Genomic DNA, 13,339 nt, shown 5'->3' on the forward strand with positions numbered 1-13,339 from the left:
ACGCGCTCGACAAATTCTGTGGGCAATACTTCACCTGTTGTTTTCCACCAGCGAGATTTGAGATCTAATGTCCTTACCTGTTCGGCAATTACCGAGCCTCTAGCCTTGAAGCTTTCAGGAATGGGAATCATCATCTTAACTTGGGGCTTTATCGTACTAGTCAGGGGAGTGACGACAACTATGCCCCCTCTTCTGACATTATATTTAGTGTGACTTAACACCAAACAAGGTCTAGCATCACCAGCTTGTTCTCTACCCTGAGTGGGATTGAGATTTATCCTGATTACCTCTCCTCGCCGAATCTTCATAACAGTTCGTCGCCTACGGGTTCGCTGCCGACAAAATCAGCTACATCGTCGGGATATTCAAACTCTTCGGGAATGCTATCTAACATTTCATCCAAAGTAGGTACGGTCTGCTTCTTGCTGATAATCAGCCTGTCTCCTTCCTCGGTTAGCTCTACTACCGAATTCTCATCGATGCCCCAACTCTGCGCTACCTTGCTCGGTATGCGGAGTCCGATACTGTTGCCCCACTTTCTTAACTCTACTTCCATTGCGGTCGCGCTGTTTAGTTATACATTGTATAATTGTACTCGATTCAACTCTCTTTGGTAGTTTTGAAGTTTAGTTGTTCTAGGAAGATAAAGGGGATGACGAGGACAACATTTCTTGGTAATGCCAAAGCAGTAGAGATGAATATAAGTTTCTAGTAGCTTGAGAATATATAAATCCTGCCTCTGCCAAGTCCCATGATTGCCCCAGGCTAAGATGACGCGATCGCACTTTGAAACACTCTCTAGAATAAAGCGATCGTTATCCTTGCCAATCGGTTCTGCCGCTTGCTTGAGTAATGATGGTTGGGGAGTACGATAGCAAAGAGATTGACTACTTCTAATCTGCCATAGACCCATAATTTAGCAAAGTTAATGCAGCGAGTGATAGTTGGGTCGTTGACTTCCGCATCAGCACGACTAGGATTGAGCATGATGAAGGAAACGGTTTTACCTTGACTATCCCATTCACGCCATAGTAAATAGCGATAATTGCCCCTTATTACTGCACCACCTCCCATCGTTTTTTTATTGCCTTTGTAAGAAAGTTCTCGATATAAATTCCAATATTAATCGAACCTATCCTCATAGCCCCACCAAGTTTTATCGATTATCTTCCCCTGGCTATCTCTAGCAACAAATTCCCAATCGGCAGGAGGAATAAACTTTTGTTTTATCTGTAAGTCTTGGTATTGGTAAATGGTAGTTTTGTCGAACTTACTGATGATACCAACGGGATAGGAGTAAATTTTCTTTTTAGCTCCAGCCTGATAGTAGCGATCGCTTATCAACCACTTAACTAACTCCTCATCTGTCTTGTTGTGAATAACTGCATTACAGTCTATGCTCACGTCAATCATTGGTTGTAGCGTGTCGTAAGCTTTTTGTGCTGGTGTAATGGTTTCAAAGAGGATGGTTGTAGTGGTCATGGTAAGGCGATCGCACTCGTTAAATTTACTTTTCAATTATTCCCCTTCAGTATTAGCTCGACCACTCTAGATAGATAAAAGCTATGGCGATCGCTCACAATCATTAACTCATAAACACCTCCGAGCAGAATCAGTTTCTCATCACCATCGAGTTAAAGTACGAAAAACCCAGAGCGCGAAACTATCAAAGATTGGCGATCCCAGATCGTAATTGCCAGCTTTCGGGTTCTTTACCAGTCTGAGAATTCTATTGCTCTATGTGACAATTTCCCTGGTTTATTAAAAAACACTAAAATTACTAGACAAAATTGTTAGCTTGTGTTCGTAACTCAAATTCAGTATTTTACTGAGGAGAAACATCATGACAATTCTATTAGTTAGCGTTTTAGTTTTGGGCTGGCTTTTAGCTGTAACTATCGGCACTTATGCTTACTTTGCCAACGAAGAGAAATGAACTTCCGCTCGGACCGTTTCAGGTTGGAAATACTTCCACATTAAGGAGGGAATCATGACAGATTTAACCAAGAATCAAACTCGATTAGCTTACGTAGATTGGCTGAAAGATATATATCGACACCATCCTAGTATGCGTCAAGTCGAAATCCTCAAAGACCAACTCAAGCAGGAAAAACAAGAAGATCGGGTCTTTTATCAGTCCATCAAAGAGAAACTAGCTACTTGCTAGCAATAAGTGTGGCTGGAGCGATAACCATTCGTTCCAGTCTGATAGCCAAACTTTTCTCAAACAGCGCGATCGCATCAATTTAATGAGGAGACTTCATTGCGATCGCTTGATGTCTTTTAAATTCTCATCATCTGTTTCAAGATCGCCACAATCACGCCGTGGGTTTTTGTAAGTAAAGGTGAAAGTATCCCCACTATCAATTACTTGTTTGATTTCGTCATACATGGGATAGTAACCAATGCCGCTTAAATTCACCCAACCTCGCGCTCTGCTTAGTCCAACAAACAATTGATTTCGCAGATTAATATCAGATTCATTCTTGGCTACATTATCACAACCTACAACATAGACCATATCAGCCTCATTACCTTTAGCACGAGGTATACGAGATACAGTCACTCCTCCTTCGTACCAAAAAGTATCAGGATCGTTATTAGGGTATCTAGGATTTAACTGATTTAATCTAGTACCACTGGGAATAAAAATCTCAATCCCTTGCTCCATTAAAAATTTTGCAACATGAGTTTCTAACTTCATAGCTTCATAAATGCTACCCAAAGCCAATACTAAAATTTGTCTACTAGGTGTCAGCCCATCATATTCAAAATTATGTTTAATGTTTTCGGCTAAGACTGTAAGCTCCTCCTGTCTTGAACTATATGTATTAAACTCAACCACTGACTCACCCCAAAGAGTAGGTATTGGATTGGGAGAATTAGCAGGAGGACGATGTAGAGTTACTTCTTGTCCTTCTCTAAAAGCTCCTTGGACTTCGTATCCAATGCTTTCCCATTCATTTTTTCTAGTTAAGCCTGATAGCATACCTTCTGGGCGCAATAGACCCATACCAATCGCATGAGCAGCAGTTAAAATTTCGCCAGGAGTACGATAACATCTGTGCATAACCTCAGATTTGTTAATACCACCTTTGTATTGCCGTCCTCTACTAAGAAGTTGACTCAATTCTTCGCCAAATAATTCTTTAGCAGTCGGAATTTTTAGCGTATCCAAACTTTGAGCTTCATCATAAGCCCAAATTAATCTTTTTTGTTCTGGTTGTGAGTGCTCGCAAGGACGAAGTGACTTATAAGCCATCCAATAAATAGCCTGTTTGCCTTCATATTTAAGTTCTTCAGGGTCTACAACTAAATCCTGTCCTTCATCAATAAGAACAGCATCAAACATAAGTTTAATCCCTACTTCTTCTTTTTCTTTTATCAACCAATTACAAATATCAGCTAAACCCTCGTTAGGTTGTCTATAAGATGTATCTTTAACACCTAAAGCATATTGATTATTTTCCTTACAAACAGTTCGATAAAATCCTGGTCTATTTCTAGCTCCCCAAGCGTGCAGAATTCTCAACTTACTTTGAGCTTGAACATTATTTTTATAGTCAAGTTCTCCGCAACTAAAATGACGCATCCATTTATCAACTAAGTTTTCTATCTGGTCGTATAGAGAACGAGTAAAAAAGACCAAAGCAATATCCCAGTCAGGATGTTTGAGGTGCATATTTGCAGCTTTTTGGCAAAGCAAGACTGTTTTACCCGATCCAGCAATACCTCGAATACGCTGCGCTCCTGGGGGAATTTCTAAACCGATGTGTTGTTGTTGTAAGTCTAATTCGTAAAGACGTTCTTTTAACTGATTAATTACACTAGAGCGTGTTTTATTATCTTGAGCAATAGTTATAGATTTACTGAGAGTTTTGCGAAGTACGGGAGTACCACCAACGACAGCAAGAAGAAGTTCCCATTGTTCATCACTAAGATTTTTTCCTGATTGAACTAGAGAACTTTGTTCGATTCGCTGAATTAAAGATTTTGCTCCTAATCGATCTTTAAAAATAATTGGTGGACAATTGGGAAGTCGATCAAATCCTTTATTTTGCCATTCTTTTTCGGTAATCAAGGGTAAACAGACAACGGCTCGTGCTCTAACTTGACGACGAATTATCTCTTCGCGATCGCAATAACCAAGCAGAGCATAAAGTTGATTTTCAGCTTGTTGGTAGGGATTTCCCTGCTTTTGATAAAAATTTTGAAACTGCCACAAATGACCATTTACTGATTCAATTTGGTCTATTGTAATACATTTAACTTCAATAATAACTATACCGATTTCTCTTTCTACGATGAGTATGTCAGGCTCTTTCCTACTTTCTCCAGTTTTAGAAAAAATTGGATATCTCCAATAACCAATACATTCGCGCTCGGCAAAAGCTTTTTTACAAGCATCCCATAATTTCTGTTCACAGTGCTCGCCATCTTTACCGATTGGCTCTGTTTCTATAAACTTTCTTCCTTTTTCGTTAATTCCTACTGGCATAACAATTACTTTAAAGATGATGGATATAAAGTTTTTTACAATTTTTTTTAGCAGAGGCTATAAGATATGAGGGTCGCTCTTATTGTCAAATTTGAGCTAAGTACTTCTTCATTAACTTCTCACCACGTTCCCCCAACTCTGTAAGCTTTGTCTCTATTAGCGATGATGCAACAGGCGAAGGATTAGCTCGACCTCGTTCCCACCGACTAATGGTAGAAAAAGAGATACCCAAGCTGGTTGCCAGTTCTTCTTGAGTTAATCCCGAAAGCTGCCGTAGTTCGCGAATTAATTGACCTACAAAGGGTTGTTTGAGTTTTTTGATTCTTTGAGTTTTCATTACCGCTTTTGGCGTATTCGAGACAGCTTTTGACTAAGCAAGTGCTGTGTATTTCGCTTACTATCTTCGGCAGCCAGCAAAAAAAAAGATGCGATCGCGATCGCACCTCCATAGTGATAATTTAAGATGAATGAAAAATATTTAACTAAAAAATAAGAGTTTCCTATCCTTGTGCAAGGTATTTCAGAGCTTAACGATAACTGAAGTAGTGAGCTATTGCGATCGCAACATTCAGGTCGATGGGCGCTCGATTCTGCCGTTCTTAGATTATTTCATTTACTCATTTGAATTTTTACTCAAATACTCAGTTATCGCTTCGATTACTACTTCCGTTATCTTAGTTTCTTGTTGAGCTGCAAAAGTCTTGAGGCGGCTATGCAATTCTCTGGGTATTTCGGCGTTCAATCTCTTGGTGTCTGGTTTGATCGCTTCATTAATCGCCCGTTCTTTGTCGGTGCGATCGCGTCTGGTTTTCTTCGCATTAAGCCCCATACTTGAGTATCTCCATCAGCTCGTTTTTGATTGCGTTAATCTCTTTAGCGGCAGCACTGGTTGGGTCATCGAACACTGTCATTCCCTCGGCAGCGGTAGTGGGATAGGCTACTTTTTGAGTCGTCAGTGCTTTCATCACTGGCAGCTCGTAATCTACCAAAGCGGCTTCGATCTCGTTGCCCAACTTGGTATTCTTGATCGCCCTGCTGATGATGAAGTATGCCAAGGGTTTACCATCAGTGACCTCTTGTCGAGCCTGGATAATGTCTACCAAGTCGGCACACGCCCAGATGTCATAGGGACTGGGTTGAACTGGAATGAGAACTAAATTAGCGGCTTTGACTGCGGCTGCCGACATCTTGGCGATTTGAGGCGCACCATCGATAATGACGAAGTCATAACCGTTCGATACTGCCTTTAAGTCCTTGGGTAGCGTCTCGCGATCTAATCCCACCACAGGCAGTAACTCTCCTTCGTTGGCTTCGTTCCAATCACGCAAACTTCCCTGTGGATCTGAATCGACCAGTAGAACCTCGTACCCGTCGAGGGCGATCGCATGACCGAGATTGGTGGCGATCGTGGTCTTACCGCTGCCACCTTTTTGGTTCAAGACGGCGATCGTGGTAGGCATCTTCATCAAATGAGTAAATGAGTAAATGAAGGTTTGAATTTATGAGTACAGCTTAAACTCTCAGTTACTATCTGTCCACAGGGTGTAAATACGGTAATTAAAGGGTCACGCGCTGAGTCAGTTTAACCAAACATCAGTGAATTTACTATCGTGGTTTTAATTCTGATTATGTTAAAAAAGACCATTATTGAGTTGCATCCAGAAATTTTCTAGATATTGTTCCAATAACGTACTAAGCAAAAACACATGACCAATAAGCGAAGGGACAATAAAAAATTAAAACCATTCAGGAATGCCTGGGAATTTTTAGTGAATGTGGTACAAAACATTTGGAGATACATTGAGAAGCCACTCGAGCGAGGCTTCGCATTTTCGTTTGTTGCGATAATAATCGCTGGAGCTTGGTATGGGTTCCTTGCAATAGCAATAGTTGCTACACCACCCATTGCTACAACACCAGCCTTCGTTATGGTTTGGGGCTCGGTCGCAGTTCTTATCTTTGCTCTTTTTCCTGGTATCTTTGATAGGATCAAAAAGATCAAGTTAAAGGACTTCGAACTTGAGCTTGAAGAAATAGTTACCAAAGCTAGTTCAAGCGACTTTATCACATTTTCTGATATTGAAGGTTCCCAAGAGGAAATCCTTGGAGTAAAGGGTACATTTAAAAAACTCATCGAGCTTTTCGAACGAGCGATAATGTTTCCAGATGAACCAGTATTACTGGTAGTCAATCTCGGTGATGGATTACGCGTTACTATAACTATGTTATTTATCTATCTGTTCTTCCTAAATCTTTTTGGTTCCTCGGTTAAGGTCCTTTTCGTCTCGTCAGAGAACAAGATCAAAAATTATTATCAAGTTAAGCGAGAGGAGATTGTTGGAGCCGTTTCAGGGACTAAAGTACTTCAACGCTTCCTTAAACTTTTCCCTGGCTTCTCCAGCATACTGAAATTTAAATTTACCATTACTACCAATAATCAAGTTACCGAGCCTCCCAATAATCAAGTTACCGAGTTATTGACCTTGAAAAACTTTCCCGGGGTCTACAAATCCAATACGACATGGTTAGAGTCAAACTTGAAAGAGGTTCACAAGATTCTTCTAGAAGAAATCAGAAATACAAATAATGTTTTTTATCGGAACAAATGACCATTTTTCACCACACCATTTTTACCCAAAATTCGGATTTCGTTGAGTCCGCCTAACACATACGTGTCCTGGACAATCCAGGACAGATTGATTCCCCGTTATAGCAATAACATTGTCGCTTCGCGGTTTTATTGCTTTCCCCCCACTGCCCCCTCTGGGGGATACGTCGCTTCGCTTCCAAAGACATCGGTGGGGAGTTGATGTCACACAGCAATTCAAGTATAGCGGGGGCTTTTTATGTCGCTACCCGGTTTGTTATCTGGGGACACCCCAGACCCCGAACGCTCGGCAAGGGTTACACAAGCTGCGTCGGGCTATTTTTTTGTGGAAGCGATCGCATTTATTATTTTGCCCGCCTTGCCCTATGCCTTCGCTACGCCCCCGCTCCCAGAAACGGTGTTGTTTCTCCTTTGGGGGTTTTTTCTCGTGCGTTTTTCTTTTTCTGTTCGTTCTCGTTTTTCTGCTTCTCGCGTTTCTGTTTCCTTCCGTCGCGTGGTTGGTCTGGCGTTGTCTCGTGGTTGCTGTTCTTGGCTGCTGCGTTCTTCGTCCCGCTCTTTTTCTGGCTCTGTTGTCTGGTGTGGTTTTGTTTCTCGTTCTCGCGCTGCTGCTTTTGCCTTCGTTGTCTCGCGTCTGGTCGGTGTTGTGGTTTGGGTTCGTCCTGGCTGGTGTTCTGTCGGCGGGTTTGTCTGGTTTGTCTCTGTGCCTGTTGTGCGCTGAGTTGTTCTTGGGGGTTCGTCCCCCTTTTTTTTTGTGCGATGAGAGCGATCGCTGACTGACTAATTAGAAACAGTATTTATTGCCTCTCTTCCTTCCCGTTCGGCAGCTTCCCAGGTGTAGAAGATCTCATTTGGCTCGTAGACTACCCCATAGTCATCGATGATGCTGTATTTATAGCAATCTGACGAGGTATAGAAGACAGCTAGGGTGTATTGATTGATGCTAATGATTTTGATGATACTCATGATAGGAGCAATTACGCTGCGCGTAGACTTCGGCTCGTCTTTCTACTTTATAATTGTAGTTCTCTTAGAAAGATGAAAGCAGAACCAAAAATAGTTTTCAGTTTTGTCCCATTCGATATTTGATATCGTAGTTAATAATAAAGTCTAGTTCTTCATCAGTAAAACCATAGTGTTGACTAAGGACACAATCTATTTTATCGATAATATGCTTTGATAAACGAGGGTAAAATTCTTCGTAAATAATGTGACCTGTTTTTGCTGATGTTTTTTCCTTTTGTTGCTTGTTATTATGATAATCATCCATTAATATTCCAGATAAATTAATGAGTTTGTTTTTATTATTAGATGAGATCGAGTCTATATCCAAAGGAAAATTTTTTAAATTAGAAGGATTTAAATCTCTACTATTAGTAGTCAAAATAAAATACCAAAAAAATAAACTACTACTTAAAGCTGATACGACAATATCTCTCTGCTCTGATGTATTAAAGTAAAGTTTTTTTCGCGACTAGATACCGATAACTTTCCATTTGATAAAAATATAGGTTGAAAAGTAGTAAAAATTTTCCAGTATCTTCCACCTCCAATTCTATAGTAAATTAAATTGGAAGAATTTACTACAAAAAAGCTTCCTAATTTTTTTGTAGATTTAGTAATAATTTTATTTAAGATAGAATTTTCTATAGTATCGCTAATTTTAGGAACTATATACCCATTAATACGCTTATCAACATAGTTAAGATGTATGGTATTAAATAAATGCTGACGTGATTCGGAATACCATTTTCTTAAACCAGTTGTATATTTTTTATTTAAATAGTTTAGGTTAGATATTTTTGATATAATCGAAATTGTCAATAAAACTTCTGCTCCTTCAAATAACTTTGAGGGTCTTTCCGCATAAAAACTATGCCAGTTTATACAAGATAAATTATTAAAAACTACATCTTGTATATATTTCATTCTTTGAGTACAAACAAAACTAATAGGAATAATTAAACCTAATTTAGATTTTTTATTCATTAACAATATGCTTCTTTCTGTTACATATGCGAACAAGTTAGTGGCTCTTAGGCTATAGTAAAAACTATCAATAACCTTATAATAATTTCTAATTTTTGAATATTCTATATATGGGGGATTTCCAATAATCACATCAAATCCACCACGTTTAATAATTCCATAAAATTCAACAAACCAATGAAAAGGTTGATGGCTCTCTTTCCATTTTTTAAATTTAGCTGGTTTTTTTGACTGATCTTGTTCATATTCATCAGCTAAATAGCAGTCAACTCTTTCATTTAATTTACTCAAGTTTTTACGAAGTTTAGCTTTCTTTATAGAGCTTTGTTTTCCGTCAACCTTATCACTATTTTGCAAATTAAGAAATTCTTGAAAAGTACGCTCTGTCATTGAAGCTTGCTGTTCGATTTCTTCAATTATGCTATGGTCGTAAACTAACTTTTTTTGTCCATTAATTTCACGATCTATAGCATTTCTCACTTCATCTAGTGAAGTAAAACCAACCAGTGTATTACCAGCACGAATATTAAAGTCAATATCAGGCAGTGGCTCTATATCTAAATTGGGTTTGGAAACATCTGGTTCTAATTGAGCAACTAACTTAAGAAACAGTCGAAGTTTACAGATTTCTGTAGCTTTCTGCATGATATCCACACCATACAAATTGTTAATAGTAATGGACTTGAGAATAAAATAGCGACGATTGGGATGACAATCTGCTTGTTCAAGAATTTGGCGAAAGCGATCGAATATCTCAGCATAGTTTTCATCAATAGCTACGAAATCTTCATCTAAGAAAATTTGCATTCGCTCAAGACAAGCTTCATATAAAGGTTCTAAAATATTTAGAGCAGCGAACAAAAATGCACCAGAACCACAAGTAGGGTCTAAAATTTTGATTTCAAAAATAGCTTGATAAAATGCCCATATTAGTTCTGGGTCATAGCAGTTTTCAATTACATCTTGTGCTAACTGGCGAATATCTAAGTTATAGGTAATAAAATCATTTATCGAATTAATTCCACCAGAAGCAAGCCTTTGCCGTAACTCTAGACAACGAATACGACGAGCTATGTGTTCGCGCCAGGTTTCAGTTGGTAAAGCATAATTTTGCTCGGCTGGTTGATTCCAATTTTCTCTTTTAGAGACATCATTTATTCCCACTGAGATCGCTTCTGGTAAGGGAATGTCTACACCCTTGCGAACAGCTTCATAAATATAGCGGTCGGGATTGTCCCGTAACAGTTTATCGCCTAAGCCATTTTCTTGGAAGAGGAATTGCATAAATAACTTTCTACTTTTTCAAAAATAAAGGGAATAACACAGTTTTTACTGATGTACTCGGTGATATCTTCTTTGGTGTAATTAAGCTCCCATTTGCTTCTGATTGGTGTATTTTTCAAAGATGTAACCCAATACATCAGGATTAATTTCCTGGTCATTTTTGAGTGGGCGATCGTCTAAATGCCACTGATATTCCTCAAAGAAGTTAAAAATTTTCTCAAACGCTTCATCAGGAATATGAATTTCAGGATTGATTATTTCCAGTGGATGCACTTCAAATAAACCACCATTTAAATAGGGAACTTTGCCTAATAATTTCTTTAGTTCAGATGAACGGTCTTGTTTTCCTAAACCTTCATGACAAAGCCTGAGTAGAAAATATCGATAGAAAGAGTGGAACGCATCTCGACCATTTTCTTGCTGACACATTTGCAGTCTGTGACGGAGATAGTCAATATCACCATCTAAAAATCCTTTTTTTTGAATGAAATAAATGAACATCAAGCGATTGAGCATCAAGGATGTGTACCATTCCTTATCTGTAGTAGACTCAATGCCCTGAATAAATCTAAAGAAAGCAGCGTGTTCTTTTTTAAACCGTTCGTAAAACTTCTTGGTAACTCTATCTACATCAAAAGCTCTGCGAGCGCGACCTGTTACATCAACTAAGGTAAGCGATTCCTCATCCTCAAGAGAAAAGGCGAGCGCCTCTAATTTTTGAATTAAGGCATCTCCTGATTGGCTTTTGTGAAAGCGATGTTCCCGACAGCGTAGGGGCTGACGAATTTCGCGTTTGACCCACTGCCAAACTTGTTCCGTCTTGTCGGCATCTACATATATAATCAGGTGTTCGTATTGATAATTAGCAACCTCTCGCTCGATCTTGCGACGAATAGGGTAATTAGGAATTTTGCCTTCACTGTCTGGTTCGCAGCAGTAGACTATCATTCCCCGCTTTTCAACCAGTCCCTTGAGAAGATAATTCTCGTCCTCAATCTTTAAAGATAGGTTTTGACCTTCGTAATAGTCCCAACCTAATTCTTCTATGAACAGCGGTTCAAAATTAAATCCCTGCAAATAATTTCTCGTTTTTCTTTTATCAATTGGCATTTTTCTAAACTCCTTTTGACTCGAAAAGTCCCAGCGAACAAATAATTTGAGGTTCTCGATGAATCGCTTCTTCGCCGATAATGCACAAGCGATCGTCTGTTCTTAGGGAAACAACCAATTCCACTAGCTGCTGGTCGCTAATTCCACTTTTAAGTTGACGATTTAGGGTATCAATTGCTGACTGTCTTATTGGATAGCGATAAATTTCTTCAATTGCCTTGAGTAGTTCTTCAGTAACAAACAGAGTTCCTCGATTTTCTTCCGCATAACGTTTGAGACGTTCGTAGGTGCGAAATCTTGCTCCTGAAGGTCTTCCTAATTGTCCTCCAACATTTTTCTCTTCTTGAATAATTAACTCAGCACCTTTTTTAACTAGCTCGTGATGTTGCTCGTCTTTAGCGATCGCTGGTGTATCAGGCTCACAAGCTGCTGCCTTGAGAATTGCTAGTTGAGATTGAGTAACGTTTTTGCCATCGCGGTCAACCCAGATTAGAGAATCATTACCTTCGGAAGTTTTCATATAAAGTAATACACCCTCTGGTGCTGCTGGTGTAGGGGTGTAAGTACGAGTGGAGTAAACTACATGGATCTGTCAATAAGTTTGTGTCAAAGAAAGTTAAAGTGGAAGCCGTCCTTCAAACTCGATGGCAAATCGATTTAAAGCAGCTTTCCAATCCCGTAAAGGTCTAGTCCATCTCTGAGATAAGTTATTAATCGCAAGATAAATAACTTTGAGCGCAGCTTCATCTGTTGGAAAAATCCGATGATTCTTCAACACTTTTCTAAGAGTCATATTCATCGACTCGATCGCATTAGTGGTGTAAATAATGCGACGGATTTCTGGAGGAAACTGGAAAAACGGAATCACGTGCTGCCAGTGAGCCAGCCAAGACCTACTAATTGGGGCATAAGTGGAGTCCCACTTGTCAGCAAAAGTTATTAGTGCCTGTTCGGCTTCAGCTTCAGTAGCGGCAGTGTACACTCGTTTGAGGTCAGCGGCAACAGCTTTACGGTGTTTGTAGGAGACATAGCGTAGGGAGTTCCTGACCATGTGTACCATACATAACTGTACGCGGGTTTGCGTAAATACCGTTTCAATCGCTTCGGCGAAGCCCGTCAGACCATCGATACAAGCAATAAAGATATCCTTGACTCCACGATTCTTTAACTCAGTTAACACCGACAGCCAGAATTTTGCCGTTTCTGTCTGGGTCATCCACAGCCCCAATAACTCCTTATCGCCTTCGATGTTGATTCCCAGAGCTAGATGGACGGCTTTGTTGATGACTCTTCCCTCCTGTCTGACTTTGACGACCAAAGCATCAAAAAAGATAATTGGATACACTGCCTCTAGGCTGCGATTTTGCCACTGGAGTCGCTCTTCATGAACCGCATTGGTTACTTGAGATACCAGGGCTGGCGATACTTCTACTCCATAAAGGTCTTGTAGTTGGGCTTGGATATCACGAGTGGTCATTCCTCTCGCATACAGGGCGAGAATCTTGTCATCGAAGCCTGTAAAACGAGTTTGTCCTTTTTTGACCATCTGAGGCTCGAATTGGCGATCGCGATCGCGAGGCACGGCAAGTTCCGCTTCGCCAAACTCCCCCTTAATGGTTTTACGGCTGTGTCCGTTGCGTCGATTTTGTCGCTCTTTTTTGCCCCGCTCTGCCTTCTGAGTCTCTAGATGTACGTCTATTTCAGCTTCTAAACAACGCTCTACGAGTTTTTTGGTCAGTTGTTTGAGGATTCCTCCTTCTCCAATAAGGTCTTCTGGTTTTTCATAGTCTTTGAGCAGTTCATCAATTAACTCTGGTCGAAAGGTCATAGTCTCATTCCTCACATTAATTCTA

Annotated in this window: 15 protein-coding genes and 2 pseudogenes; 3 read left to right on the forward strand and 14 right to left on the reverse strand. The window is 39.9% G+C overall.

Annotated features, from left to right (window positions below):
• The 4 genes and pseudogenes from ACLFKQ_RS23275 to ACLFKQ_RS23290 form a co-directional block, all read right to left on the reverse strand.
• A partial coding sequence (locus tag ACLFKQ_RS23275; protein WP_449002091.1) for a type II toxin-antitoxin system PemK/MazF family toxin occupies positions 1 to 308 on the reverse strand: 308 nt, incomplete at its 3' end.
• Positions 305 to 556, reverse strand: a complete 252-nt coding sequence (locus ACLFKQ_RS23280) for an AbrB/MazE/SpoVT family DNA-binding domain-containing protein (RefSeq protein ID WP_449002092.1) — start codon at positions 554 to 556, stop codon at positions 305 to 307. The genes ACLFKQ_RS23280 and ACLFKQ_RS23275, both read right to left, overlap by 4 nt.
• A gap of 18 nt (positions 557 to 574) precedes the next feature.
• Positions 575 to 1,074 (reverse strand): annotated as a pseudogene (locus tag ACLFKQ_RS23285) (DUF1643 domain-containing protein).
• A 48-nt stretch (positions 1,075 to 1,122) separates the two neighbouring features.
• The gene (locus ACLFKQ_RS23290; protein WP_449002093.1) at positions 1,123 to 1,518 is read right to left on the reverse strand and encodes a hypothetical protein; all 396 of its coding nucleotides are present in this window, start codon (positions 1,516 to 1,518) and stop codon (positions 1,123 to 1,125) included.
• 472 nt (positions 1,519 to 1,990) lie between these two features.
• On the opposite strand from ACLFKQ_RS23290, the gene ACLFKQ_RS23295 reads away from it, so the two are divergent.
• Positions 1,991 to 2,167 (forward strand): hypothetical protein, encoded by a 177-nt coding sequence (locus tag ACLFKQ_RS23295; protein WP_449002094.1) that lies wholly within the window; start codon positions 1,991 to 1,993, stop codon positions 2,165 to 2,167.
• 93 nt (positions 2,168 to 2,260) lie between these two features.
• On the opposite strand, the gene ACLFKQ_RS23300 is transcribed toward ACLFKQ_RS23295, so the two are convergent.
• The 4 genes from ACLFKQ_RS23300 to parA all read right to left on the reverse strand — a co-directional run bounded on the left by ACLFKQ_RS23300 (position 2,261) and on the right by parA (position 5,958).
• Positions 2,261 to 4,498, reverse strand: a complete 2,238-nt coding sequence (locus ACLFKQ_RS23300) for an ATP-binding domain-containing protein (protein ID WP_449002095.1) — start codon at positions 4,496 to 4,498, stop codon at positions 2,261 to 2,263.
• Between the two features lie 85 nt (positions 4,499 to 4,583).
• On the reverse strand, positions 4,584 to 4,835 hold the full coding sequence (locus ACLFKQ_RS23305; protein ID WP_449002096.1) for a helix-turn-helix domain-containing protein: 252 nt from the start codon (positions 4,833 to 4,835) through the stop codon (positions 4,584 to 4,586).
• Between the two features lie 276 nt (positions 4,836 to 5,111).
• Positions 5,112 to 5,327, reverse strand: a complete 216-nt coding sequence (locus ACLFKQ_RS23310) for a plasmid partition protein ParG (protein ID WP_449002097.1) — start codon at positions 5,325 to 5,327, stop codon at positions 5,112 to 5,114.
• A complete protein-coding gene (gene parA, locus ACLFKQ_RS23315) occupies positions 5,317 to 5,958 on the reverse strand; it encodes a ParA family partition ATPase (RefSeq protein WP_449002243.1) in 642 nt (213 codons plus the stop codon). Before parA ends, ACLFKQ_RS23310 begins: the two co-directional genes overlap by 11 nt.
• Positions 5,959 to 6,204: 246 nt before the next feature.
• On the opposite strand from parA, the gene ACLFKQ_RS23320 reads away from it, so the two are divergent.
• Both ACLFKQ_RS23320 and ACLFKQ_RS23325 read left to right on the forward strand, forming a co-directional pair.
• On the forward strand, positions 6,205 to 7,107 hold the full coding sequence (locus ACLFKQ_RS23320) for a hypothetical protein (protein ID WP_449002098.1): 903 nt from the start codon (positions 6,205 to 6,207) through the stop codon (positions 7,105 to 7,107).
• 237 nt (positions 7,108 to 7,344) lie between these two features.
• Entirely contained in the window at positions 7,345 to 7,824 is a 480-nt protein-coding gene (locus tag ACLFKQ_RS23325; RefSeq protein ID WP_449002099.1) for a hypothetical protein, read from the forward strand.
• 59 nt (positions 7,825 to 7,883) lie between these two features.
• Here ACLFKQ_RS23325 and ACLFKQ_RS23330 read toward each other — a convergent pair whose 3' ends face one another.
• The 6 genes and pseudogenes from ACLFKQ_RS23330 to ACLFKQ_RS23355 all read right to left on the reverse strand — a co-directional run bounded on the left by ACLFKQ_RS23330 (position 7,884) and on the right by ACLFKQ_RS23355 (position 13,314).
• The gene (locus ACLFKQ_RS23330) at positions 7,884 to 8,069 is read right to left on the reverse strand and encodes a hypothetical protein (protein ID WP_449002100.1); all 186 of its coding nucleotides are present in this window, start codon (positions 8,067 to 8,069) and stop codon (positions 7,884 to 7,886) included.
• A 97-nt stretch (positions 8,070 to 8,166) separates the two neighbouring features.
• Positions 8,167 to 8,487 carry a hypothetical protein gene (locus tag ACLFKQ_RS23335; protein ID WP_449002101.1) on the reverse strand — a complete coding sequence of 107 codons (321 nt, stop codon included), beginning with the start codon at positions 8,485 to 8,487 and terminating at the stop codon, positions 8,167 to 8,169.
• Between the two features lie 29 nt (positions 8,488 to 8,516).
• Positions 8,517 to 10,376 (reverse strand): Eco57I restriction-modification methylase domain-containing protein, encoded by a 1,860-nt coding sequence (locus ACLFKQ_RS23340; protein WP_449002102.1) that lies wholly within the window; start codon positions 10,374 to 10,376, stop codon positions 8,517 to 8,519.
• A gap of 81 nt (positions 10,377 to 10,457) precedes the next feature.
• On the reverse strand, positions 10,458 to 11,486 hold the full coding sequence (locus tag ACLFKQ_RS23345) for a hypothetical protein (RefSeq protein ID WP_449002103.1): 1,029 nt from the start codon (positions 11,484 to 11,486) through the stop codon (positions 10,458 to 10,460).
• Positions 11,487 to 11,490: 4 nt separating this feature from the next.
• A pseudogene (locus tag ACLFKQ_RS23350) lies at positions 11,491 to 12,069 on the reverse strand (helicase-related protein); the annotation flags it as partial.
• 33 nt (positions 12,070 to 12,102) lie between these two features.
• Positions 12,103 to 13,314 (reverse strand): IS256 family transposase, encoded by a 1,212-nt coding sequence (locus ACLFKQ_RS23355; RefSeq protein WP_448998010.1) that lies wholly within the window; start codon positions 13,312 to 13,314, stop codon positions 12,103 to 12,105.
• Positions 13,315 to 13,339: the final 25 nt, after the last annotated feature.

This window comes from Myxosarcina sp. GI1(2024) (assembly GCF_053543375.1).